Consider the following 22,334-nt stretch of genomic DNA (forward strand, 5'->3'; position numbering starts at 1 on the left):
CCGTGATTTTATCAGGCGACACCGCTGCGGGCCGGCTGGCGATCATCGCCGGCGGCGGCCTTCTGCCTTCCTATGTCGCCGAAGCCGCGCGTGCCGCGGGCGAAAATCCCGTGATCGTCGCGCTGAAGGACGAAAGCGACCGGCGCTGGGAAGGCTATGACCACGCCGTCATCGGCATCGGCGATTTCGCGGCCCTCGACGGCTTGTTCAATCGGTATGGCATCGGCCGTGTCGTGATGTCGGGCAGTGTGCGCCGCCGCCCGGAATGGCGCGAGGTGCGCCCGACGCTGCGCATTCTGATGAAGGTACCGGCCGCCATCCGTACCCTGCTGTCCGGCGGCGACGATACGGTTCTGCAGATGGTGATCCGGTTGATCGAGGGAAATGGCCGGCGCGTCGTCGGCGCCCATGAGATTGCCCCCGACCTGCTTGCCGCCGTCGGCCCGCTTGGCGCAGTCGTGCCCAGCGAGGAGGACCGGCGTGATATCGCTCGCGCGGCCGAAGCCGCCGAAATGCTTGGCCGGCTCGACGTCGGGCAGGGGGCCGTCAGCATCGGCGGGCGCGTCGTGGCGCTGGAAGGTCTTGAGGGCACTGATGAGATGCTGGATCGCGTGACAGGTCTGAGAGCAGCCGGGCGAATCTCGCCGCGCCGCCGAGGCGCGCTCGTCAAGCTCTGCAAGCCGCAGCAGGATATCCGTGCCGACCTGCCGGCGATCGGTGCATCGACGGTCTTGAACGCAAAAGAGGCTGGCCTTGCCGGCATCGCGGTCGAAGCCGGCCGTTCGCTGGTGCTCGACCGCGCCGGTGTCATCAAGGCCGCCGACGAGGCAGGACTTTTCGTCTGCGGCATCGATCGCGGCCTGCCGGCATGGGGGCTCGAATGACCGGGAGGCCGCTGAAGATCGCCGTCATCGCCGGTGAGGTGTCGGGTGATCTGCTCGGTGCCGATCTCATCGCCTCCCTGAAGCGCATCCATGCCGGACCGGTGGAACTCGTCGGCGTCGGAGGCGAGGGGCTGCAGGCCGAAGGCTTGAAATCCCTGTTTGACTTCTCCGAGCTGTCGATCATGGGCATCACCCAGGTGTTGAGCCGGCTGCCGAGGCTGTTTAACCTGATCCGCCGAACCGCGGCTGATATCATCGACGCAAGGCCCGATGTCCTGCTCATCATCGACAGCCCGGATTTCACGCATCGCGTCGCAAAGCGAGTTCGCACTGCGCTGCCTGATCTGCCTGTGGTCAATTATGTCTGTCCGAGCGTCTGGGCCTGGAAGGAATACCGCGCCACGCGCATGCTCGGCTATGTCGATCACGTGCTTGCCGTTCTTCCCTTCGAACCGGCGACAATGCAAGCGCTCGGCGGGCCGGCAACAACCTATGTCGGGCATCGCCTGACCGCCGAACCCGCGCTGCTGGAGACCCGGAACCTGCGCGCCGGCAGGCAGCCCGGCAACGGTGCGATCCTTCTTCTCCCCGGCTCGCGTTCCTCCGAAATCAAGAAGCTTATGCCTTATTTCGAGGCTGCAACGAACGAGCTTGTCGCCCGCAATGGGCCGATGCGCTTCATTCTGCCGACCGTGATGCACAGGCAAGCGCTTGTCCGCGAAATGATCGCGGGATGGGCGGTAAAGCCGGAGATCGTTGTCGGCGCGGAAGCGAAATGGAAAGCTTTCGCCGAAGCCGATGCAGCCATGGCGGCGTCTGGAACTGTCATTCTCGAACTGGCGCTGGCCGGGGTTCCTGTCGTCTCCGCCTACAAGGTCGACTGGATCATGCGCATGCTGACGTCAGGCATCAAGACCTGGACCGGCGCGCTGCCAAACCTGATTGCCGATTACGCGATCGTGCCGGAATACCTGAACGATGTCGTGCGCGGCGCAAGCCTGGCACGCTGGATGGAAAGGCTGTCGGCCGACACCTATCAGCTCAAGGCGATGAAGGAAGGCTACGAGCTCATCTGGCAACGGATGCAGACCGAAAAGCCGCCCGGCGAGCATGCCGCCGAAGTTCTTCTCGACGTCCTGAAAAAGAAAAAACCCGGCCATTTCTGACCGGGTTTTCTTTTGGCTTCGGAAGCAATCAGCGCTTCGAAACGGGGATGTAGTCGCGCTTCGGTTCGCCGACATAGAGCTGGCGCGGACGGCCGATGCGCTGTTCCGGATCCTCGATCATCTCGTTCCACTGCGCGATCCAGCCGACGGTGCGGGCGAGCGCGAAGAGCACGGTAAACATGGTCGTGGGGAAGCCCAGCGCCTTCAGCGTGATGCCGGAATAGAAGTCGATATTCGGATAGAGCTTCTTCTCGATGAAATATTCGTCGGTGAGCGCGATGCGCTCCAGCTCCATCGCCACTTCGAGCAGCGGATCGTCCTTGATGCCGAGTTCGCCGAGCACTTCATGCGTCGTCTTCTGCATGATCTTGGCGCGCGGATCGTAGTTCTTGTAGACGCGGTGACCGAAGCCCATCAGGCGGAACGGATCGTTCTTGTCCTTGGCGCGGGCGACATATTCCGGAATGCGGTCAACGGTACCGATTTCCGTCAGCATGTTGAGCGCTGCTTCATTGGCGCCGCCGTGAGCGGGACCCCAGAGGCAGGCGATGCCGGCAGCGATGCACGCGAACGGATTGGCGCCCGACGAGCCGGCGAGGCGGACGGTCGAGGTCGAGGCGTTCTGCTCGTGGTCGGCATGCAGGATGAAGATGCGGTCCATGGCGCGGGCAAGCACCGGATTGACCACATATTCCTCGCAAGGAACGGCAAAACACATGCGCAGGAAGTTCGACGCATAGTCGAGATCGTTCTTCGGGTAAACGAAGGGCTGGCCGATATGATACTTGTAAGCCATGGCGGCAAGCGTCGGCATCTTGGCGATCATGCGCAGGCTGGCGACCATGCGCTGGTGCGGATCGGTGATGTCGGTCGAGTCGTGATAGAAGGCCGACAGCGCGCCAACGCAGCCGCACATGACGGCCATCGGATGTGCATCGCGGCGGAAGCCGGTGAAGAAGCGGCTCATCTGCTCATGCACCATGGTGTGGTGCGTGACGCGATAATCGAAATCCTTCTTCTGCGCAGCCGTCGGCAGTTCGCCGTAAAGCAGGAGGTAGCAGACTTCGAGGAAGTCGCCGTGCTCGGCGAGCTGCTCGATCGGATAGCCGCGATGCAGCAGGACGCCTTCGTCACCGTCGATGTAGGTGATTTTCGATTCACAGGATGCGGTCGAGGTAAAACCCGGATCGTACGTGAAGGAAGCCGTGTTCTTATACAGGGCACCGATATCGATGACGCTCGGGCCGATCGTGCCGCTCTTGACGGCAAGGTCGACCGATTTGTCACCGATTTTTATTGTAGCGCTTTGATCCGTCATGCTGATCCTCCGAAATGTCGGTAGCGCCTTAAAAGCGCCATAGGGGTTAAGCGTCCTCACCGATAGCTATATGATCGCGAAGCTAATGCCAAGTTACCGTGACGCCATTTTGTGCATTGCGGTATCACCTTTTAGGCACTGCAGCGATGAGCCGCACGCATAACGGAAGCCGATGATTCGACTGGTTTTTTGGCGCTCGCGATTTTCCCTCATATTTCAATCGATTATCCTTGCCGGATTTGAATGGAGGTTGCATTCTTGCTGCCTTCGCGGGTGGTCTTGGGCGGTGCATGCAGGAGTTGACGACAGTCGAATTGCGGCCGGAAACGGGCGCGGGCCTTGCCGGCTCCGCGGGGCTTTCCGCACCCACGGTGGCGCCGCGACTGGCAAGGACGCAGTCGACGACGCCGTTGCGCCATCGGCTGCCGGCCATGACCGCCCGATCGTTGCGTGTCGGTATCCGCATGCTGGACGAGGAAGCGGACCATGGCCGTCTGCTGCTGTTCTCGCCGGCCTTCCTCGGCGCCGGGGCGGCTTTCTGGTTTCTCGCGGCATCGGACTTTCCGGTCGTTGTATCGCTGATCTGCCTGCTGGTGCTGGCAGTCGCAATCCTTCTCACCAGCCATAGCCGGGCGGCTTTACGTGCAACATTCCTGGCGCTTGCACTCGTGGTCTGCGGCATGCTCTCGGCACAGTTCGAGACGTGGCGTGCCTCGACCGTGATCCTTGACTCCGCGGTGACGACGACGGTGACGGGCCGCGTCGAACGGCGCGAAGGGGACGGTCCCGGGCGGTACCGCTACATTCTTGCCGTGAGGGGCACTGAGGCGCCCGAAGTGAAGCGGCCGCCGGAACGCATCACCGCGATCGTCCGCGGCGCGGAGGTGCCTTTCGAGATCGGCGATATCATAACTGGCAGGGCGCGGCTGACGCCGCCGGCAGGTCCCGCACTTCCCGAGCTCAACGATTTCTCCTTCGGGGCTTATTTCGACGGCATCGGCGCCAACGGTTTCTTCTACGGCGCACCTGAGAGGGTCGATTTGCCGACGGGGCCAGAGGCTGCGCAATCGACGTCGGAGACTCTGCTCGAATGGCTCTATCTCCTGCGCAGCCGCGTCGGCGACCGCATACGCTCGATTCTACCCGGCGACACGGGCGCTTTTGCCGCCTCTCTTGTCACCGATGAGAGACGGGCGATCTCGGACCAAACCACGGAAGCCCTACGGCAATCTGGCCTTGCGCACATCATTGCGATTTCCGGTCTCAACATGGCACTGTCAGCCGGCATTTTCTTCGTCGGCCTGCGCATAATCTTCAGCCTGTTTCCGGGCATTGCTCAAGCCTGGCCGACGAAGAAGGTCGCCGCCGCTGGCGCGCTCCTGGCTGTGACGGCCTATTATATGATCTCGGGCTTTGCCGTCTCCGCCGAACGCGCCTTCATCATGATGGCGATTATGCTGATCGCCGTCTTCTTCGACCGGCCTTCGATCAGTCTCAGGAACGTCGCGCTTTCCGCTCTCGTGATCCTTGCCGTCTCCCCGTCAGAGGTGCTGGGGCCGAGTTTCCAGATGTCCTTTGCCGCGACCCTTGCGCTGGTTGCGGGCTATGACCTCTGGAAAATGCGGCCGATGCGGGAGAACGCCTTCGCCAAGCTGCCGATCATGAAACCTTTCTTCATGGTTGGCGGCTTCTTCGGCGGCATTTTCCTGACCTCATTGATCGGCGGTTTCTCGACCGCGCTGTTTTCCATCGAGCATTTCCATCGTCTGACCGCCTATGGGCTACCGGCAAATCTCGCGGCCATGCCGGTGATCTCTTTCATCGTCATGCCATTCGGGATGATCGCGATGCTGCTGATGCCTTTTGGCCTGGACGGTTGGGCATGGCAGGTCGCAGGTGCTGGGCTCGATCTGGTGATCGCAATTGCAAACACGGTATCGGGCTGGGGCGGCAACATAGATGTGGGCCGTTTGTCCGGTTGGTACTTCCCGACGGCTGTCTTCGGCTTTCTCTTGCTGACATTGCTTAAAACCCGCCTGCGCCACATCGGAACCGCAATCGTCGCGATTTCCACGCTGGCTATCGCGGTGCTGCCATCAAAGGCGGCACCCGACATCGCCATTGCCGAAGACGGCGGTCTGGTCGCTATCGTCGATGGTGAGACGATGGCCTCGAACCGCACGAAGCCGCCATCTTTTATCTTCGAACAATGGAAACGCACGCTTGCCATCGAAGAACACCGCCAGCCGGTCATGGTTGCGATGAGTAATGCGCCTTCTGCGCCTCAAGGCAAAAGGCTGCAACTCTCGCCGGACCAGCAGAATGACGCGCGAGAGGCGATGAGAAAGGCGGTCGCCACAAGCCCACCGTCACGCTTTTCCTGTCTGAAAGGCGCCTGGTGCACCACCTTGCTTGACAATGGAAAGACACTGACTGTCATCGACAATGCCGCCTATCTCGGACCGGCTTGCGATACGGCTGATATCGTCGTCACCCCGGTCCGCCTGCGCTTTGATCGCTGCCGTTCCGGCGCACTGCTCTTTACGGGCGAGACGCTGCGCAAGACAGGGGCGACTGAGCTTCGCTTCACCGAAGAGGGGATCGAGGTTGCAACGGCATTCGACACATTGCAGCGACCCTGGATGCGCCACCGCGCCTATGACTGGCGCAGCGACAGCTTCGCGGATGCCAGCCCGTCACCGGTCAGTGATAACGGCGAATGAGACCGACGAGCTTGCCCTGAACCTTGACGCGATCCGGCCCGAAGATACGGGTCTCGTAGGCCGGATTGGCTGCTTCCAGCGCGATCGAGGCGCCCTTGCGGCGGAAGCGCTTCAACGTCGCTTCCTCGTCATCGACGAGGGCGACGACGATGTCGCCAGGGCTTGCGGTGCTGCCGTTGCGGATGATCACGGTGTCGCCGTCGAAGATGCCGGCGTCGATCATCGAATCGCCCTTGACCTCCAGCGCATAATGTTCGCCGGAACCGAGCATGTCGGCCGGAACGACGATGTCGTGCGTATTGTTCTGGATCGCCGAGATCGGAACGCCGGCGGCGATCCGGCCCATGACCGGCACGGAGATCGAGTTGCCGTTATCGGCAACGGGCTTTACGGGAGCGGGCGCTGCAACCGGCTGGGGCTTGCCGAGGCTGCCCTCGATGACGCTCGGTGAAAAGCCGCGCCGAGGCTGAATACTGGGGCTGTAGGCCTCCGGAAGCTTGATGACCTCAAGCGCGCGGGCGCGATTCGGTAGGCGGCGAATGAAACCTCGCTCCTCGAGTGCCGTGATCAGGCGGTGAATGCCGGATTTAGAAGCCAGGTCCAGAGCGTCTTTCATTTCGTCGAAAGACGGCGGAACGCCGGATTCCTTCATGCGCTCATGGATGAATAGGAGAAGCTCCTGTTGTTTGCGCGTGAGCATCGACGTCAGACCCCGTGATTGAAACAAATCCAGAACAGACACTATATGTTCCATATGTGTTCCGCAAGTAGCTAAATTTCCGTAAAACTTCGCATCAACTCGTTGAGATTTTTATTTTCATTCGCCGGATCGCCGGGCAAGTCTTGAATTCAGGCGGTCGCTGCTGCACATCTCTTGCCATCTCAGGGAGAGGGATATCATGAACGCGCATTCCGCCACCCCGCACCCGCTGGACCATATCGTGCTGCCCGTCGTCAATATCGACCTGGCGCGAGAGAGGCTCGGCAAGCTCGGCTTCACCGTCGCCGCCGATGCGCGCCATCCCTTCGGAACGGAAAACGCCTGCGTCTTCTTTGCCGACAAAACCTATCTGGAGCCGCTCGGCGTCGCGAGCGTCGAAGAGAGCGACGCATCGGCGCGGAAAGGCAATGTCTTCACCGCCCGCAACCAGGCCTTCCGCTTCCGCTGCGGCGAGGAGGGGCTTTCGGCAATCGTCTTCGCCACCGAAGATTCTGCCCGCGATCATAAGAAGTTCGCCAGCACGGGATCGAGCGCGGGCGAGATGCTGGAGTTCAGCCGGCTGATGAAGATGCCTGATGGTTCCGAGAGCGTCGGCAGCTTCAAATTGGCCTTCGCGAGCGATCTGCGTGCGCCTGATCTCTTGCTTTTCACCTGTCAGCGCATCAATCCGCTTCCGGCCGATCGTGGTGCGCTGGAGAAACATGCCAATGGCGTCACCGCCATTGCCGAGGTGGTGCTTTGCGCGCCGGAACCGGCCGCGTTCGGCGCCTTGGTCAGCCTCGTCGCTGGGCAATCGACAATCGAGAAAACTGGTTTCGGCGTCAATATCGCTGCATCGAATGCCAAGATCAGCCTGATGACGCCGGAAGGGCTGGAAGCCTATTTCGAGATTGCCGTCTCACCCGCCGAGCGTGGCCTGCGCGGCCGGGCGATCCTCTTCAATGTCGGCGATCTTGCCGTGACAGAAGCGCATTTGGCTGCTAACGGGGTGACCTACACGCGCAAGAACGATCGCATTCTGGTGAAGCCCGCGCCCGGTCAGGGCACGCTCTTCGCCTTCGAGGAAAAACGATGAGCACCGACACGAATTCCGAAGTCAAAATCGGCCAAGGCGACGCCCAGGTCACCTTCTCCAATACCGGCCGCCTGTCGCTGATTGCCGGCCCTTGCCAGATGGAAAGCCGCGATCACGCCTTCATGATGGCCGGTGCGCTGAAGGAGATGACTGACAAGCTCGGCATCGGCCTCGTCTACAAGAGCTCCTTCGACAAGGCGAACCGCACCTCGCTTTCGGCCGAGCGCGGCATTGGGCTTGAGAAGGGCATGGAGATCTTTGCCGACCTCAAGAAGGAATTCGGCTTCCCCGTCATCACCGACGTCCATACCGCCGAGCAATGCGCCGAAGTGGCAAAGACCGTCGATGTCCTGCAGATCCCGGCCTTCCTCTGCCGCCAGACCGACCTTCTCATCGCTGCCGCCAAGACCGGCCGCGTCGTCAACGTCAAGAAGGGCCAGTTCCTCGCGCCCTGGGATATGAAAAACGTTCTGAAGAAGCTGAACGCCAGCGGCAATCCGAATGTGCTGCTCTGCGAGCGCGGCGCCTCCTTCGGTTACAATACTTTGGTTTCCGACATGCGCTCGCTGCCGATCATGGCGGCGATGGGCGCCCCTGTCGTTTTCGATGCAACGCATTCAGTGGCACAGCCTGGCGGGCAGGGCGATTCCTCTGGCGGCCAGCGGGAATTCGTCGAAACGCTGGCGCGCGCGGCGGTGGCTGCGGGCATTGCGGGCCTTTTCGTCGAAACCCATCAGGATCCCGATAACGCGCCTTCCGATGGCCCGAACATGGTCTATCTCAGGGACATGCCGCGGCTCCTCGAAAAGCTGCTTGCCTTCGACACTGTGGCCAAGAGCTGACAGTCAAAGGCCTGACATGATCGTGCTGTAGCCACGATGGGATACGCAATAGAAGGTGCCGTAATGCAGCATTGTAATTTGCGCACCTTCTATTAAGACAGGTTTCGAACGCCTTATCACCCACCCGAGCAGGAAGAACCCATGACTGCAATCACCGATATCATTGCCCGCGAGATTCTCGATAGCCGTGGCAACCCCACCGTCGAAGTCGATGTCTATCTCGAAGACGGCAGCATGGGCCGCGCGGCCGTTCCCTCGGGCGCTTCGACTGGCGCGCATGAGGCGGTCGAGCTGCGTGACGGCGGCAAGCGCTACCTCGGCAAGGGCGTCCAGAAGGCGGTCGATGCCGCCAACACCGAGATCTTCGACGCGATCGGCGGCATCGATGCTGAAAACCAGATCCAGATCGACAACATCATGATCGAGCTCGACGGCACGCCGAACAAGTCGCGCCTCGGTGCCAACGCCATCCTCGGCGTATCTCTCGCCGTCGCCAAGGCTGCCGCTCAGGCGTCCGGCCTTCCGCTCTATCGTTATGTCGGCGGCGCTTCCGCCAGCCTGCTGCCGGTGCCGATGATGAACATTATCAATGGCGGCGCCCATGCCGACAATCCAATCGACTTCCAGGAATTCATGATCCTGCCGGTCGGTGCCGATACGATCGCCGAAGCCGTGCGCATGGGTTCGGAAGTCTTCCATACGCTCCGCAAGGAACTTGCAGCGCAGGGCCACAACACCAATGTCGGCGACGAAGGCGGTTTCGCACCGGGCCTGAAGAGCGCTTCGGAAGCGCTCGACTTCATCGTCAAGTCGGTCGAGAAAGCCGGCTACAGGCCGGGCGAGGACATCTACCTCGGCCTCGATTGCGCTTCGACGGAATTCTTCAAGGACGGCAAGTACGTTCTCGAAGGTGAAGGCCGCACGCTCGAATCGGGCGCCATGGCTGAATATCTGGCCGAACTCGCCGCCAAGTACCCGATCATCTCGATCGAGGACGGCATGGCCGAAGACGACTGGGATGGTTGGAAGACGCTGACCGATCTGACCGGCAAGAAGACCCAGCTCGTCGGCGACGATCTCTTCGTCACCAACTCCGCCCGTCTTCGCGATGGGATCCGCATGGGCGTCGCCAACTCGATCCTCGTCAAGGTCAACCAGATCGGCTCGCTGACGGAAACCCTCGACGCCGTCAACACGGCGCACAAGGCTGCCTACACCGCCGTCATGTCGCACCGCTCCGGCGAAACGGAAGATTCGACCATCGCCGATCTCGCGGTCGCCACCAACTGCGGTCAGATCAAGACCGGCTCGCTGTCGCGTTCCGACCGTCTTGCCAAGTACAACCAGCTGATCCGCATCGAGGAAGGCCTCGGCCCCCAGGCCCAGTACGCCGGCCGCTCGATCATCCGCGGCTGATTGGATCTGATTTTCAAGACTCCACCCGCGCCCTTACGGGCGCGGGTTTTTTGTTGCTCTTTTTTAGAGTCAACGAACGGTTAATCTCTGCGCGCTAGATTGAACGAATTGGTAATGCGTTCAAGAGCATGCGTGTATGTGGACAAAGCATCATAAGAAGAGAAGAATCGGTCGCTTCGTCATTCCGGCCATGACGGTCGCCTTCCTTTCCTACTTCGGTTATCATTGCATCCATGGCGATTACGGCCTGCGCGCGACGGAGACGTTCGAGCATCAGCGTATCGCGCGCGAAAAAGAGCTTGCAGTCTTGAAGGCGAAGCGCGAACATCTGGAAAGTCAGGTCGCGCTGCTCAGTGACGGTTCGCTCGACAAGGACATGCTGGACGAAAAGGCGCGTTATCAACTCAATATGTCGCGCGCGGACGAGATCGTCATATTCAACCACTATTCCAATTAACCGGAAACAGGTTAATTGTGATTTTCGACGTTTAATCAACAATTTAGCGCCGAATACGAGCCATGCAATTATGGCATTGCTGTGGTCATGTTTCTTCCCTATGGTACGCGGCACCGAGAACCGACAAACCATAGGGAGGGTTGAATGGCGCCGCGAAAGACCGCGACCGTTTCCAGCCGCAAAACAGCAGCAAAACCCACAGCGAAAGCATCGAATGGCGGCCCGGTAGCCGACTTCGACCGCGATGAGGAGCTCAAGGCCTATCGCGAGATGCTGCTGATCCGCCGCTTCGAGGAGAAGGCCGGTCAACTTTACGGCATGGGCTTCATCGGCGGTTTTTGTCACCTCTACATTGGTCAGGAAGCTGTCGTCGTCGGCATGCAGATGGCGCAGAAGGAAGGTGACCAGGTCATCACCGCCTATCGCGACCACGGCCACATGCTCGCAACCGGCATGGAAGCGCGCGGCGTCATGGCAGAGCTGACCGGCCGCCGCAGCGGCTATTCCCACGGGAAGGGCGGCTCGATGCACATGTTCTCGAAGGAGAAGCATTTCTACGGCGGCCATGGCATCGTCGGCGCCCAGGTTTCGCTCGGAACGGGTCTTGCCTTTGCAAACCACTATCGTGGCAATGGCAATGTCTCCATCGCCTATTTCGGCGACGGTGCCGCCAACCAGGGCCAGGTTTACGAGAGCTTCAATATGGCGGCTCTCTGGAAGCTGCCGATCGTCTATATCGTCGAAAACAACCGTTACGCCATGGGCACTTCGACGGCTCGTGCCACCGCGCAGTCGAACTACTCCCTTCGCGGATCCGGCTTCGGCATCCCCGGCATTCAGGTCGACGGCATGGACGTTCGCGCCGTCAAGGCGGCGGCTGACGAGGCGCTCGAACACTGCCGTTCCGGCAAAGGCCCGATCATTCTTGAAATGCTGACCTATCGTTATCGCGGCCACTCCATGTCCGACCCGGCGAAGTATCGCTCCAAGGAGGAAGTGCAGAAGATGCGCTCCGAGCAGGATCCGATCGAGCAGGTGAAGGCGCGCCTCATCGAGAAGGGCTGGGCTTCCGAAGACGATCTGAAGGCGATCGACAAGGATGTCCGTGACATCGTCGCCGACAGCGCCGACTTCGCCCAGGCCGATCCGGAGCCGGATGCATCCGAGCTCTACACCGACATTCTGCTCTAATCGGGGGAGGGAACCCATGCCTATCGATATCCTCATGCCCGCCCTCTCTCCGACGATGGAAGAAGGCACGCTGTCCAAATGGCTGAAGCAGGAAGGTGACAAGGTCACATCAGGCGACGTGATTGCCGAAATCGAAACCGACAAGGCGACGATGGAAGTCGAAGCCGTCGACGAAGGCGTCATCGGCAAGCTGCTGGTCGATGCCGGCACCGAAGGCGTCAAGGTCAACACCAAGATTGCCGTGCTGCTGCAGGATGGCGAATCCGCTTCGGACATTTCCGTAGCCAAGCCGGCCGCGGCCGCTCCGCAAGTTGCTCAGGAAGAGAAGCCGACCAACACCGGTTCTGCTTCCGCACCGCTTCCGGCAGAGCCGAAGGCCGTCGTTCCGAACGATCCCGAAATTCCGGCCGGCACCGAAATGGTGTCGATGACGGTGCGCGAAGCGCTTCGCGACGCCATGGCCGAAGAAATGCGCGCTAGCGACGACGTCTTCGTCATGGGTGAGGAAGTTGCCGAATACCAGGGCGCCTACAAGGTCACTCAAGGCCTGCTGCAGGAATTCGGTCCGCGCCGCGTCATCGATACGCCGATTACCGAGCACGGTTTTGCCGGCGTCGGCGTCGGCGCCGCAATGGCGGGCCTTCGCCCGATCGTCGAATTCATGACCTTCAACTTCGCCATGCAGGCGATTGACCACATCATCAACTCGGCCGCCAAGACGCTCTATATGTCTGGCGGCCAGATGGGCGCTCCGATCGTTTTCCGCGGCCCGAACGGCGCTGCGGCCCGCGTCGGCGCCCAGCACAGCCAGGATTATGCTGCCTGGTACAGTGCAATCCCCGGCCTCAAGGTCGTCATGCCCTACACGGCATCCGACGCCAAGGGCCTGCTCAAGGCTGCGATCCGTGATCCGAACCCGGTCATCTTCCTCGAAAACGAAATTCTCTACGGCCAGCACTTCGACGTGCCGAAGCTCGACAATTTCGTGCTGCCGATCGGCAAGGCCCGCATCCACCGTCCGGGCAAGGATGTCACGGTCGTCTCCTTCGGCATCGGCATGACCTACGCGACCAAGGCGGTGGCCGAACTCGAGAAGATCGGCATCGATGTCGAACTGATCGACCTTCGCACCATCCGTCCGATGGATCTTCCCACCGTTATCGAATCGGTGAAGAAGACCGGTCGTCTGGTTACCGTCGAAGAGGGCTATCCGCAGTCGTCGGTCGGCACCGAAATCGCCACCCGCGTCATGCAGCAGGCCTTCGATTATCTCGATGCGCCGATCCTGACGATCGCCGGCAAAGACGTACCAATGCCTTACGCCGCCAATCTCGAAAAGCTGGCGCTTCCGAACGTCGGCGAAGTCGTCGATGCGGTGAAGGCCGTTTGTTACAAATAAGGGGAGGGTATTTCGATGCCGATCAATATCACGATGCCCGCCCTCTCTCCGACCATGGAGGAAGGCAATCTTTCCAAATGGCTGGTCAAGGAAGGCGACACGGTCAAGTCTGGCGATGTGATCGCCGAGATCGAGACCGACAAGGCGACGATGGAAGTCGAAGCCGTCGATGAAGGCACGGTCGCCAAGCTGGTCGTTCCGGCCGGCACCGAAGGCGTCAAGGTCAACGCGCTGATCGCGGTTCTCGCCGCCGATGGCGAGGATGTCTCGGCTGCCGCAAGCGGCGCGGGTTCAGCCGCTCCGGCGCCGAAAGCGGAAGCTGCGCCGAAGGCTGATGCCGCGCCGACCCAGTCTGCACCGGCTCCGGTTGCAGCGCCTGCACCCGCCGCGGTGTCGGTTGATGGCAACCGCACCTTCTCCTCGCCGCTCGCCCGTCGTCTCGCCAAGGAAGCCGGCATCGATCTTTCGGCAGTCGCTGGTTCCGGCCCGCATGGCCGCGTCGTCAAGAGCGATATCGAAGCAGTCGTTGCCGGTGGTGGTGCCAAGGCTGCCGCGGCACCTGCCGCTGCTGCCTCCGCTCCGCAGGCCGCCGCTGCGCCGGCTCCGGCCGCTGCAGCGCCGAAGGGCGCATCGGAAGAAGCCGTGCTCAAGCTCTTCGAGCCGGGCTCCTACGAACTCGTGCCGCATGACGGCATGCGCAAGACGATCGCCAGGCGCCTGGTCGAATCCAAGCAGACGATCCCGCATTTCTACGTCAGTGTCGATTGCGAACTCGATGCGCTTCTGGCGCTCCGTGCCCAGTTGAACGATGCGGCTCCCCGCAAGGACAACGCCCCGGCCTACAAGCTCTCTGTCAACGACATGGTCATCAAGGCCATGGCGCTGGCGCTGCGCGATGTTCCGGATGCCAATGTCTCCTGGACCGACACCAACATGGTCAAGCACAAGCACGCCGATGTCGGCGTCGCCGTCTCGATCCCCGGCGGCCTGATCACGCCGATCATCCGCAAGGCCGAAGAAAAGACCCTGTCGACGATCTCCAACGAGATGCGTGACCTCGGCAAGCGGGCCAAGGACCGCAAGCTGAAGCCGGAGGAATATCAGGGCGGCACCAGCTCGGTTTCGAACATGGGCATGATGGGCGTGAAGAACTTCGCAGCCGTCGTCAACCCGCCGCATGCGACGATCCTCGCGGTCGGTGCCGGCGAGCAACGGGTCGTCGTCAGGAAGGGCGAAATGGCAGTCGCCACCGTGATGTCAGTCACGCTCTCGACCGACCATCGCTGCGTCGACGGCGCGCTCGGCGCCGAGCTGCTCCAGGCCTTCAAGGGCTACATCGAGAACCCGATGGGCATGCTCGTCTGATAGCGAAGCGGAGGCGGAAATGACCAAGACCGTTCTTTGCTATGGTGACTCGCTGACCTGGGGTTATGACGCCGAGACGATCGGTCGTCATGACTACAAGAACCGCTGGCCGAGCGTGCTTCAGGTAGCGCTCGGTAGTGAGGCGCGCGTCATCGCCGAAGGCCTGAATGGCCGGACGACCGCCTTCGATGACCATCTCGCCGATTGCGACCGCAATGGTGCGCGCGTCCTGCCGACGATCCTGCAGACGCATGCACCGCTCGATCTCGTTATCCTCCTGCTCGGCACCAATGACATGAAGCCGGTTGTGGCGGGTTCGGCCTTTGCCGCCTGCCAGGGCATCAGCCGGCTGGTGCGGCTGATCCGCAATCATGCTTGGCCCTTCGAATTTGATGGGCCGGAGATCCTGATCGTGGCGCCGCCGGCGATCTGCGCGACGGGCAACGTGCCTTTCGCTGCTTCATTCCCGGGCGGCATCGAGGAATCGGCAAAGCTTGCAACGCTTTACCGCGATCTTGCCGATGAACTCGGTTGTGGCTTTTTCGACGGCAATTCGGTCGCCAAGACCACACCGATCGATGGCATTCACCTCGATGCGGAGAACACGCGGGCGCTCGGGCGCGGGCTGGAATCGATCGTGCGGATGATGCTGGGGATCTGAGAATGACCTCCTTCATCGCCCTCCGAGCGGCCTCTCGTCGGGATGCCTCGGAGCTGGCGATCCTGGCGGATATCGCATCGCATGGCTTCGCCTCCTGGCTTTGGTTCGCCGACGTGGCGGACGGCGTGAGCGATACGCCGCTGGAGCGGGGCCGGCTGAAGATGAGTGAGGAGGAGGCGGTCGGCGGCTGGAGGGATGCCGTGATCGCCGAGGCCTATGGCGAGGTCGCAGGTGTGGCGATCGGCCATGCGCTGGATGAAAGCATACGCGATATCGAGGCGACAGTCCCGGCGACCGGGCCGATGCTCGCCTTGCAGAAAACGGTTGTGGGAAGCTGGTTCATCGGCAGTCTCGGCGTCTATCGCCATCTGCGCGGCATCGGCATCGGGCAGAGATTGCTGGAAGATCAGATCGAAAGGGCGGATTGCCGTCCCGTCAGTCTCATTACCGCAAGTGATAACGAGGCGGCTCTGTCGCTTTATGGAAGAAACGGATTTTTGGAGGCTGCGCGCGCCGATGCCGTGCCGCTCTTCGAAAACAGCAAGAGACACGCGTGGGTGCTCATGACCCGCAGCGCAGCGTAACAAAGGCAGGAAACACATGGCTGAATCCTACGACGTCATCATCATCGGCTCCGGCCCCGGCGGCTATGTCGCCGCCATCCGCGCCAGCCAACTCGGCCTCAAGACCGCGATTGTAGAGCGCGAACATATGGGTGGCATCTGCCTGAACTGGGGTTGCATACCCACGAAGGCGCTGCTGCGCTCCGCCGAGGTGCTCGACCATGCCAATCACTTCAAGGATTTCGGCCTGGTTCTCGAAGGCACGGTCAAGCCGGATGCCAAGGCCGTCGTCGGCCGCTCGCGCGCCGTCTCTGCCCGTCTGAATGCCGGCGTCGGCTTCCTGATGAAGAAGAACAAGATCGACATCATCTGGGGCGAGGCAAAGATCACCAAGCCCGGCGAGATCGTCGTCGGCAAGTCGTCGAAGCCGGTCGTCGAGCCGCAGCACCCGCTGCCGAAGAACGTCAAGGGCGAGGGCACCTATACCGCCAAGCACATCATCATCGCGACCGGCGCCCGTCCGCGCGCGCTGCCCGGCATCGAGCCGGATGGCAAGCTGATCTGGACCTATTTCGAGGCGCTGAAGCCGGATGCGCTGTCGAAGTCGCTGATCGTCATGGGCTCGGGCGCAATCGGCATCGAATTCGCCAGCTTCTATCGCTCGATGGGGGTCGACGTGACAGTCGTCGAGGTCATGCCGACCATCATGCCGGTCGAGGATGTCGAGGTAACCGCGATCGCCCGCAAGCAGCTTGAAAAGCGCGGCCTCAAGATCTTTACCAGCGCCAAGGTCACGAAGGTCGAGAAGGCGGCAAACAGCATCACCGCCCATGTGGAAACGGCTGATGGCAAGGTGCAGCAGATCACCGCCGACCGGATGATTTCGGCGGTCGGTGTTCAGGGCAACATCGAGAACCTCGGCCTCGAGGCGCTCGGCATCAAGACCGATCGCGGCTGCGTCGTCGCCGACGGTTACGGCAAGACCAATGTTGCCGGCATCTACGCGATCGGCGATGTCGCCGGCCCGCCGATGCTGGCGCACAAGGCGGAGCACGAAGGCGTCGTCTGCGTCGAAAAGATCGCCGGCCTTCCCAATGTCCATCCGACCGATAAGGGCAAGGTTCCGGGCTGCACCTATTGCAATCCGCAGGTCGCCTCTGTCGGCCTCACCGAAGCCAAGGCCAAGGAGCAGGGCCGCGACATCCGCGTCGGCCGCTTCTCCTTCGCGGCGAACGGCAAGGCGATCGCGCTCGGGGAAGACCAGGGCATGGTGAAGGTGATCTTCGACAAGAAGACCGGCGAACTGCTCGGCGCCCACATGGTCGGCGCCGAAGTCACTGAGCTCATCCAGGGCTTCGTCGTCGCGATGAACCTGGAGACGACCGAAGAAGAGCTGATGCACACGATCTTCCCGCATCCCACAGTCTCCGAAACGATGAAGGAAGCGGTTCTCGATGCCTATGGCCGGGTGCTGAACGCTTGATAATTTCCAAGGCCGCCCTCTTTGTCCGGAGTGGAAAGCCACTCCGCTGGGGTGGAAAAAACGAAGGGAAATCATCATGTCTATGGAGACGCAGGCGTTGCTGGTATTTTTGCTGATTGGTCTGGTTGCAGGGTTTCTCGCAAGTCTGGTCGTCGGTGGCGGCGGTTTGATAAGATGCCTGCTCAGCGGCATCATCGGCGCCTTCGTCGGCGGCTATCTGTTCAGTGCGCTCGGCATCTCGCTGGGCATTGAAAACGCGCTGGTCGTGCAAATCATCCACGCCACGGTCGGCGCCATTATCGTGGTTCTGATCGCAAGAGCGGTCGCTTAAGCGTCAAAAAAAGCAGGGCAGGAATGGAAGGCGTCGGTTGGATTTCGGCAATCATCATCGGCGGACTTGCGGGCTGGCTCGCCGGCAAGCTGATGGAAGCGCGATACGGGATTTTCCTGAACATCGTACTCGGCATCGTCGGTTCGGTCGTCGCAAGCGCCGTTCTGGCGCAATTCCATGTCGCGGTGGTCGGCGGACGGCTCGGTTACTTCGTGACGGGTTTCCTTGGCGCCTGCCTGCTGATATTCCTTGCGCGGCTGGTGCGGCGCTAGATGATTTGCCGCATAGGGGCGGCGGAAGGCTGAAACTGCAATGGTAACGATCCTCGACACGATCAATCCTGACGCCAAGCGCGTGCGCCATCCCGAGAAGGCGCATCGGCCGGATACGGAAGTCATGCGTAAGCCGGACTGGATCCGCGTCAAGGCGCCGACCTCGAAGGGTTATGCCGAGACGCGCGCGATCGTGAAGGAGCACAAGCTCGTCACCGTCTGCGAGGAAGCGGGCTGCCCGAATATCGGCGAATGCTGGGACAAGAAGCACGCCACCTTCATGATCATGGGCGAGATCTGTACCCGCGCCTGCGCCTTCTGCAACGTCTCCACCGGCAAACCGAACGCGCTCGATATGGCCGAGCCTGAGAACGTCGCCAAGGCAGTCAAAGAGATGGGCCTCAGCCACGTCGTCATCACCTCGGTCGACCGTGACGATCTGGAGGACGGCGGCGCCGAGCACTTCGAAAAGGTGATCTGGGCGATCCGTGCGGCCTCGCCGATGACGACGATCGAAATCCTCACGCCAGACTTTCTGAAGAAGCCGGGTGCGCTGGAGCGCGTCGTCGCCGCCAAGCCCGACGTCTTCAACCACAATATGGAAACGGTCGCCGGCAACTATCTGACGGTTCGCCCCGGCGCCCGTTATTTTCACTCCATCCGTCTGCTGCAGCGGGTGAAGGAACTCGATCCCACCATGTTCACCAAATCTGGCATCATGGTCGGCCTCGGCGAAGAGCGGAATGAGGTTCTTCAACTGATGGACGACCTGCGGACCGCCGATGTCGATTTCCTGACGATCGGCCAGTATCTGCAGCCGACCCGCAAACACCACAAGGTCGAAAGCTTCGTCACGCCCGACGAGTTCAAGTCCTATGAGACAGTCGCCTACAGCAAGGGCTTCCTGATGGTCGCCTCGAGCCCGCTGACCCGTTCCTCCCACCATGCCGGCGACGATTTTGCAAGGCTGAGAGCGGCGCGCGAAAAGAAGCTGCTGATCGCCGCCGAATAAAATCCGGCACTTGCTTTCTGATTGAACCGCGGCGATTTTCGTCGCGGTTTTTCTTTGGCGGTCGATGATGAACGTCACATCTGGATTGAAAGCAACGCTTGTTGAAGCCGACCGTATTCTGGTGATCGGCTGCCCCGGCAGCGGTAAGAGCACGCTTGCAAAGCGGCTCTCGCAAGCGCTCGGACTTGCCTACATTTCCATGGACCGCGATTTCTACTGGCTGCCGGGCTGGAGAAAGAGACCGCGCGCCGAGATCGACCAAATGATCGCCAAGGCCGTGACGGGAGAACGCTGGATCATGGATGGAACTGGCCTCAGTTCCTTCCATCTTCGTTTGCCGCGCGCCGAGGCGGTCATTTGGCTTCGCCTGCCCAGATATGCCTGCCTGTACGGAGCGATATCGAGAGGGTTGCGCTATTTCGGGCGCAACCGTCCCGAACTGCCAGCTGGCTGTCCTGAACGCCTCTCGCTGGAGATGCTTGCCTATATCTGGAATTTCGAGCGGGATGCCGCCCCCTTGATCGAAGCAGCACTTCGGGATCATCGGCTTCTAAATTCCACTGCCATAATAAGATCGCGCAAGGCAGCGAGCCGCTTCGCCGTTCTCGCGCACGGGCTTGAGGGAGTTGCATGATGGATCTGAGAGCAGAGCTGCCGTCCAATCAGCAGATCACCGATCTCGGACAGGCTGCCGAGCATATCCGCGCAGCAAGCCGCATTGTCGTCATCGGCATATCCGGTGCCGGCAAATCGACCTTGTCGCAGAAGATCGCCGCGGGATTCGGGCTTCCTTACGTTTCCTTCGATCGGGATATTTTCTGGCTGCCCGGCTGGACGGAGCGCCCGAAGCCCGAACAACGGAAGATCGTCACGAAGCTTGTCGCCGGGGAGCGCTGGCTGATGGACGGAAGCAATCCCTCGAGTTTCGATCTCAGGCTGCCTCGAACGGATATCGTCATCTGGATGCGGATCGCTCGCCTCGTCTGCATCTGGTCGGTCATCAAGCGCTGGATCCGCTACTTCGGCAGCACCCGGCCGGAAATGGCGCCGGGCTGCGCCGAGAGGGTCGACTGGGAGTTCATCCGGTTCATTTGGACCTATGAGGAGAAGTTCGCGCCGCGTTTGATTGCCGGCATTGCCGAGCACGGCCCTGATGTGCCGGTTCTTCAGCTAAAATCCCGCCGCCAGATGCGCGAGCTTCTTGATCTTCTCCGCCGGCCCGCTTAAGTGCCGCCTATGCCGCAATTCGAAACGCACCGTCCCGTTCCGCACACGCCCGACCAGATGTTCGACCTCGTTGCTGATGTCGGGCGCTATCCGGAATTTCTGCCGCTCTGCGAGGCGCTTGTTGTCAAGAGCCGCAAGGAGCGCGACGGCAAGATCCTGCTCGTTGCCGACATGACGGTCGGCTACAAGGCGATCCGCGAAACCTTCACGACACAGGTGCTGCTGAACCGCGCCGAGCACGTCATCGAGGTCAAATATATCGATGGCCCATTCAAATATCTCGACAATCGCTGGCACTTCGCCGAGACGTCGGCCGGCGGCTGCACCGTCGATTTCTTCATCGACTACGAGTTCAAGAGCCGCATCCTCGGCGCACTGATGGGCTCGATGTTCGACCGCGCCTTTCGCATGTTCACTGAGGCTTTCGAGACGCGCGCCAGCAAGATCTACGCTACTGCCTGACGGAGCACCGTCAGCGGAGCGAAACGATCATCTCCAGCGCCGTTCTGACCGTTGCCAGCCGAACTTCGCTGCGGCCGATATCACCGTAGAACATCTTGCGGTGAACGAGTGCGCCCGCGCGAGATTTGGCTGCGAGATGCACGAGGCCGACGGGTTTTTCGGCCGTTCCGCCGCCGGGGCCGGCAATGCCGGTAACGGCGACGGCGATGTCGGCGCGCGAGCGGAAGAGGGCTCCATGCACCATCTGCCGCGCTGTTTCCTCAGAGACCGCCCCGAAACGCTGGAGCGTTTCCGGGTGCACGCCGAGCATCTCGATCTTCGCCGTATTCGTATAGGTGACGAAGCCGCGGTCGACGACGGCCGATGAGCCCGATATCTCGGTCAGTGCGCCGGCAATCAGCCCGCCAGTGCAGGATTCGGCTGTGGAGAGCATCAGCCCGGCGGCCGTGAAGTCACGGATGATCGCCTCTGCCGTCGAAATTATATCCCGAGGAAACAGGCTCATCATTTCCTACCACGATAAACGACGGTCGCAGTCGCAATCGCCGCGATGCCTTCGCGCCGGCCGACGAAGCCAATCGTCTCGTTGGTCGTCGCCTTGACCGAGCAGCGTTCGATATCGATGCCGAGATAATCCGATAGTTTCGCCCGCATGGCCTGGCGATGCGGGCCGACTTTCGGCGCCTCGGCAATCAGCGAGACGTCGGCATTCATGATCGTGCCACCGTGCTCGCGCACGATCCGGGCTGCGTGCTCGATGAAGATCCGCGAGGGCGCGCCCTTCCATTGCGGGTCTGAGGGCGGGAAATGATCGCCAATATCGCCGGCGCCGCAGGTGGCAAGCAGCGCGTCCGTCAGCGCATGCAGCGCGACGTCGGCGTCCGAGTGCCCCTTGAGCTTCTGATCATGCGGAATGAACACGCCGCAGAGTGTCACACCATCGCCGGCTTCGAGCTGATGCACGTCGTAGCCGTTGCCGGTGCGCACGTCGGGAAGCGGCGGAGCCGACAGTTTGTCGTCGGCCTTGGCGATGTCGCTCTTGACCGTCAGCTTGACGTTGTCGGCCGTGCCTTCGACGATGGTCACCGGAATGCCGCGCCATTCGGCGATCGAAGCGTCGTCGGTGAAATCGGTTCGTCCGCTGGCTGCTGCCTTCTCATGTGCATCGAGGATTGTTTCGAAGGCAAAGGATTGCGGCGTCTGCGCCGCGTAGAGGCTTTCGCGTGAGACCGTCGCCAGTACAGTGCCTGCGCTGCCGGTCCGTTTCAGCGTGTCGGTCACGGGCATGGCCGGGAGAACGGCCGGCGCGCCGTCGCCGAGGCTCTCGGCAATGCGGTCGAGAAGCACATGGTCGAAAAAGGGACGCACGGCATCGTGGATCAGCACATGGCTGACCTGCTTGTCCTTAAGGTGCCTGAGGCCGGCGAGCACGGATTGCTGCCTGGTGGCGCCGCCATGCACCGTTTCGATCGGTATCGCTGAAATGATATGGCGCAGCGCCCTTGCAAACAGCGCCTCGTCATCGGGATGGATGACGACGACAATCTGCGTGGCTGGCTCCCATGTCATGAAGTTTTCAAGCGTATGGACGATAACCGGCTTGCCGCCGATCATGCGATACTGCTTGGGGCCTTCCTTCGAAGCCCCGGCGCGCTCGCCGCGGCCGGCGGCGACGATAACAATTCCGGCCGATATCGGTTGCTTGGAAGGCATTTGCAGCATAAATCCCCACAATATCCGGAACTGAACCCGAGTGCTCTAACGTC

At 61.3% G+C, this 22,334-nt stretch carries 23 protein-coding genes; 19 read left to right on the plus strand and 4 right to left on the minus strand.

Going from position 1 to position 22,334, the window contains the following annotated elements:
• The first annotated feature begins 2 nt into the window (after positions 1-2).
• Complete coding sequence (locus tag EFQ99_RS10900) at positions 3-884, plus strand: LpxI family protein (RefSeq protein WP_126921048.1); 882 nt, start codon at positions 3-5, stop codon at positions 882-884.
• A complete protein-coding gene (gene lpxB, locus EFQ99_RS10905) occupies positions 881-2,050 on the plus strand; it encodes a lipid-A-disaccharide synthase (RefSeq protein ID WP_126921049.1) in 1,170 nt (389 codons plus the stop codon). The genes EFQ99_RS10900 and lpxB overlap by 4 nt, the downstream gene beginning before the upstream one ends.
• 28 nt (positions 2,051-2,078) lie before the next feature.
• Here lpxB and gltA read toward each other — a convergent pair whose 3' ends face one another.
• A complete protein-coding gene (gene gltA / locus EFQ99_RS10910) occupies positions 2,079-3,368 on the minus strand; it encodes a citrate synthase (RefSeq protein WP_126921050.1) in 1,290 nt (429 codons plus the stop codon).
• Between the two features lie 290 nt (positions 3,369-3,658).
• Between gltA and EFQ99_RS10915 the strand changes: the two genes are divergently transcribed.
• Positions 3,659-6,091: a ComEC/Rec2 family competence protein gene (locus EFQ99_RS10915; RefSeq protein ID WP_126921051.1), complete on the plus strand. Its 2,433-nt coding sequence runs from the start codon at positions 3,659-3,661 to the stop codon at positions 6,089-6,091.
• Here the strand turns inward: EFQ99_RS10915 and lexA are convergent.
• Positions 6,072-6,791 carry a transcriptional repressor LexA gene (lexA, locus tag EFQ99_RS10920; protein ID WP_126921052.1) on the minus strand — a complete coding sequence of 240 codons (720 nt, stop codon included), beginning with the start codon at positions 6,789-6,791 and terminating at the stop codon, positions 6,072-6,074. The genes EFQ99_RS10915 and lexA overlap by 20 nt on opposite strands.
• 199 nt (positions 6,792-6,990) lie before the next feature.
• Between lexA and EFQ99_RS10925 the strand changes: the two genes are divergently transcribed.
• From EFQ99_RS10925 to EFQ99_RS11000, 16 genes are all read left to right on the plus strand, one after another.
• Positions 6,991-7,887: a VOC family protein gene (locus EFQ99_RS10925; RefSeq protein WP_126921053.1), complete on the plus strand. Its 897-nt coding sequence runs from the start codon at positions 6,991-6,993 to the stop codon at positions 7,885-7,887.
• On the plus strand, positions 7,884-8,729 hold the full coding sequence (gene kdsA / locus EFQ99_RS10930) for a 3-deoxy-8-phosphooctulonate synthase (RefSeq protein WP_126921054.1): 846 nt from the start codon (positions 7,884-7,886) through the stop codon (positions 8,727-8,729). Before EFQ99_RS10925 ends, kdsA begins: the two co-directional genes overlap by 4 nt.
• A 141-nt stretch (positions 8,730-8,870) precedes the next feature.
• On the plus strand, positions 8,871-10,145 hold the full coding sequence (gene eno, locus EFQ99_RS10935; protein ID WP_064838359.1) for a phosphopyruvate hydratase: 1,275 nt from the start codon (positions 8,871-8,873) through the stop codon (positions 10,143-10,145).
• A 136-nt stretch (positions 10,146-10,281) separates the two neighbouring features.
• Positions 10,282-10,602: an FtsB family cell division protein gene (locus EFQ99_RS10940; protein ID WP_126921055.1), complete on the plus strand. Its 321-nt coding sequence runs from the start codon at positions 10,282-10,284 to the stop codon at positions 10,600-10,602.
• Positions 10,603-10,746: 144 nt separating this feature from the next.
• Positions 10,747-11,793, plus strand: a complete 1,047-nt coding sequence (gene pdhA / locus EFQ99_RS10945) for a pyruvate dehydrogenase (acetyl-transferring) E1 component subunit alpha (RefSeq protein ID WP_126921056.1) — start codon at positions 10,747-10,749, stop codon at positions 11,791-11,793.
• Positions 11,794-11,809: 16 nt separating this feature from the next.
• Positions 11,810-13,192 (plus strand): pyruvate dehydrogenase complex E1 component subunit beta, encoded by a 1,383-nt coding sequence (locus tag EFQ99_RS10950; RefSeq protein ID WP_126921057.1) that lies wholly within the window; start codon positions 11,810-11,812, stop codon positions 13,190-13,192.
• 15 nt (positions 13,193-13,207) lie between these two features.
• Positions 13,208-14,557: a pyruvate dehydrogenase complex dihydrolipoamide acetyltransferase gene (locus tag EFQ99_RS10955; RefSeq protein WP_126921058.1), complete on the plus strand. Its 1,350-nt coding sequence runs from the start codon at positions 13,208-13,210 to the stop codon at positions 14,555-14,557.
• 19 nt (positions 14,558-14,576) lie between these two features.
• Positions 14,577-15,218: an SGNH/GDSL hydrolase family protein gene (locus EFQ99_RS10960; RefSeq protein WP_126921059.1), complete on the plus strand. Its 642-nt coding sequence runs from the start codon at positions 14,577-14,579 to the stop codon at positions 15,216-15,218.
• A 2-nt stretch (positions 15,219-15,220) separates the two neighbouring features.
• Entirely contained in the window at positions 15,221-15,802 is a 582-nt protein-coding gene (locus EFQ99_RS10965) for a GNAT family N-acetyltransferase (protein WP_126921060.1), read from the plus strand.
• 16 nt (positions 15,803-15,818) lie between these two features.
• Positions 15,819-17,264: a dihydrolipoyl dehydrogenase gene (gene lpdA, locus EFQ99_RS10970; RefSeq protein ID WP_126921061.1), complete on the plus strand. Its 1,446-nt coding sequence runs from the start codon at positions 15,819-15,821 to the stop codon at positions 17,262-17,264.
• A gap of 76 nt (positions 17,265-17,340) precedes the next feature.
• On the plus strand, positions 17,341-17,595 hold the full coding sequence (locus EFQ99_RS10975; protein WP_003539329.1) for a GlsB/YeaQ/YmgE family stress response membrane protein: 255 nt from the start codon (positions 17,341-17,343) through the stop codon (positions 17,593-17,595).
• Positions 17,596-17,618: 23 nt separating this feature from the next.
• Entirely contained in the window at positions 17,619-17,867 is a 249-nt protein-coding gene (locus EFQ99_RS10980; RefSeq protein ID WP_126921062.1) for a GlsB/YeaQ/YmgE family stress response membrane protein, read from the plus strand.
• A 40-nt stretch (positions 17,868-17,907) separates the two neighbouring features.
• Positions 17,908-18,879 (plus strand): lipoyl synthase, encoded by a 972-nt coding sequence (gene lipA / locus EFQ99_RS10985; protein WP_126921063.1) that lies wholly within the window; start codon positions 17,908-17,910, stop codon positions 18,877-18,879.
• 67 nt (positions 18,880-18,946) lie between these two features.
• Positions 18,947-19,513: an AAA family ATPase gene (locus EFQ99_RS10990; RefSeq protein ID WP_126921064.1), complete on the plus strand. Its 567-nt coding sequence runs from the start codon at positions 18,947-18,949 to the stop codon at positions 19,511-19,513.
• Positions 19,510-20,106, plus strand: a complete 597-nt coding sequence (locus EFQ99_RS10995; protein WP_126921065.1) for a P-loop NTPase family protein — start codon at positions 19,510-19,512, stop codon at positions 20,104-20,106. Before EFQ99_RS10990 ends, EFQ99_RS10995 begins: the two co-directional genes overlap by 4 nt.
• A gap of 9 nt (positions 20,107-20,115) precedes the next feature.
• Positions 20,116-20,568 (plus strand): type II toxin-antitoxin system RatA family toxin, encoded by a 453-nt coding sequence (locus EFQ99_RS11000; protein WP_126921066.1) that lies wholly within the window; start codon positions 20,116-20,118, stop codon positions 20,566-20,568.
• A gap of 10 nt (positions 20,569-20,578) precedes the next feature.
• Here the strand turns inward: EFQ99_RS11000 and EFQ99_RS11005 are convergent, their stop codons facing one another.
• Together EFQ99_RS11005 and EFQ99_RS11010 are read right to left on the minus strand one after the other, a co-directional pair.
• The gene (locus tag EFQ99_RS11005) at positions 20,579-21,076 is read right to left on the minus strand and encodes a CinA family protein (RefSeq protein WP_126921067.1); all 498 of its coding nucleotides are present in this window, start codon (positions 21,074-21,076) and stop codon (positions 20,579-20,581) included.
• Positions 21,073-22,290, minus strand: a complete 1,218-nt coding sequence (locus EFQ99_RS11010; RefSeq protein WP_126921068.1) for a bifunctional 2-C-methyl-D-erythritol 4-phosphate cytidylyltransferase/2-C-methyl-D-erythritol 2,4-cyclodiphosphate synthase — start codon at positions 22,288-22,290, stop codon at positions 21,073-21,075. Before EFQ99_RS11010 ends, EFQ99_RS11005 begins: the two co-directional genes overlap by 4 nt.
• Positions 22,291-22,334: the final 44 nt, after the last annotated feature.

It is taken from the genome of Rhizobium vallis (genome assembly GCF_003985155.1).
GTDB classification, from domain to species: Bacteria; Pseudomonadota; Alphaproteobacteria; order Rhizobiales; family Rhizobiaceae; genus Rhizobium; species Rhizobium vallis.

Excerpts from the sequence above, each read along its gene's own strand:
- EFQ99_RS10960 (WP_126921059.1), top strand. The coding sequence starts at position 14,577 with ATGACCAAGACCGTTCTTTGCTATGGTGACTCGCTGACCTGGGGTTAT.
- EFQ99_RS10990 (WP_126921064.1), top strand. The coding sequence starts at position 18,947 with ATGAACGTCACATCTGGATTGAAAGCAACGCTTGTTGAAGCCGACCGT.
- gltA (WP_126921050.1), bottom strand. The coding sequence starts at position 3,368 with ATGACGGATCAAAGCGCTACAATAAAAATCGGTGACAAATCGGTCGAC.
- EFQ99_RS11005 (WP_126921067.1), bottom strand. The coding sequence starts at position 21,076 with ATGATGAGCCTGTTTCCTCGGGATATAATTTCGACGGCAGAGGCGATC.
- EFQ99_RS10925 (WP_126921053.1), top strand. The coding sequence starts at position 6,991 with ATGAACGCGCATTCCGCCACCCCGCACCCGCTGGACCATATCGTGCTG.
- lpdA (WP_126921061.1), top strand. The coding sequence starts at position 15,819 with ATGGCTGAATCCTACGACGTCATCATCATCGGCTCCGGCCCCGGCGGC.
- EFQ99_RS11000 (WP_126921066.1), top strand. The coding sequence starts at position 20,116 with ATGCCGCAATTCGAAACGCACCGTCCCGTTCCGCACACGCCCGACCAG.
- pdhA (WP_126921056.1), top strand. The coding sequence starts at position 10,747 with ATGGCGCCGCGAAAGACCGCGACCGTTTCCAGCCGCAAAACAGCAGCA.
- eno (WP_064838359.1), top strand. The coding sequence starts at position 8,871 with ATGACTGCAATCACCGATATCATTGCCCGCGAGATTCTCGATAGCCGT.
- kdsA (WP_126921054.1), top strand. The coding sequence starts at position 7,884 with ATGAGCACCGACACGAATTCCGAAGTCAAAATCGGCCAAGGCGACGCC.
- EFQ99_RS10965 (WP_126921060.1), top strand. The coding sequence starts at position 15,221 with ATGACCTCCTTCATCGCCCTCCGAGCGGCCTCTCGTCGGGATGCCTCG.
- EFQ99_RS10915 (WP_126921051.1), top strand. The coding sequence starts at position 3,659 with ATGCAGGAGTTGACGACAGTCGAATTGCGGCCGGAAACGGGCGCGGGC.
- EFQ99_RS10940 (WP_126921055.1), top strand. The coding sequence starts at position 10,282 with ATGTGGACAAAGCATCATAAGAAGAGAAGAATCGGTCGCTTCGTCATT.
- EFQ99_RS10955 (WP_126921058.1), top strand. The coding sequence starts at position 13,208 with ATGCCGATCAATATCACGATGCCCGCCCTCTCTCCGACCATGGAGGAA.
- EFQ99_RS10980 (WP_126921062.1), top strand. The coding sequence starts at position 17,619 with ATGGAAGGCGTCGGTTGGATTTCGGCAATCATCATCGGCGGACTTGCG.
- lipA (WP_126921063.1), top strand. The coding sequence starts at position 17,908 with ATGGTAACGATCCTCGACACGATCAATCCTGACGCCAAGCGCGTGCGC.
- EFQ99_RS10995 (WP_126921065.1), top strand. The coding sequence starts at position 19,510 with ATGATGGATCTGAGAGCAGAGCTGCCGTCCAATCAGCAGATCACCGAT.
- EFQ99_RS11010 (WP_126921068.1), bottom strand. The coding sequence starts at position 22,290 with ATGCTGCAAATGCCTTCCAAGCAACCGATATCGGCCGGAATTGTTATC.
- lexA (WP_126921052.1), bottom strand. The coding sequence starts at position 6,791 with ATGCTCACGCGCAAACAACAGGAGCTTCTCCTATTCATCCATGAGCGC.
- EFQ99_RS10975 (WP_003539329.1), top strand. The coding sequence starts at position 17,341 with ATGTCTATGGAGACGCAGGCGTTGCTGGTATTTTTGCTGATTGGTCTG.
- EFQ99_RS10950 (WP_126921057.1), top strand. The coding sequence starts at position 11,810 with ATGCCTATCGATATCCTCATGCCCGCCCTCTCTCCGACGATGGAAGAA.
- lpxB (WP_126921049.1), top strand. The coding sequence starts at position 881 with ATGACCGGGAGGCCGCTGAAGATCGCCGTCATCGCCGGTGAGGTGTCG.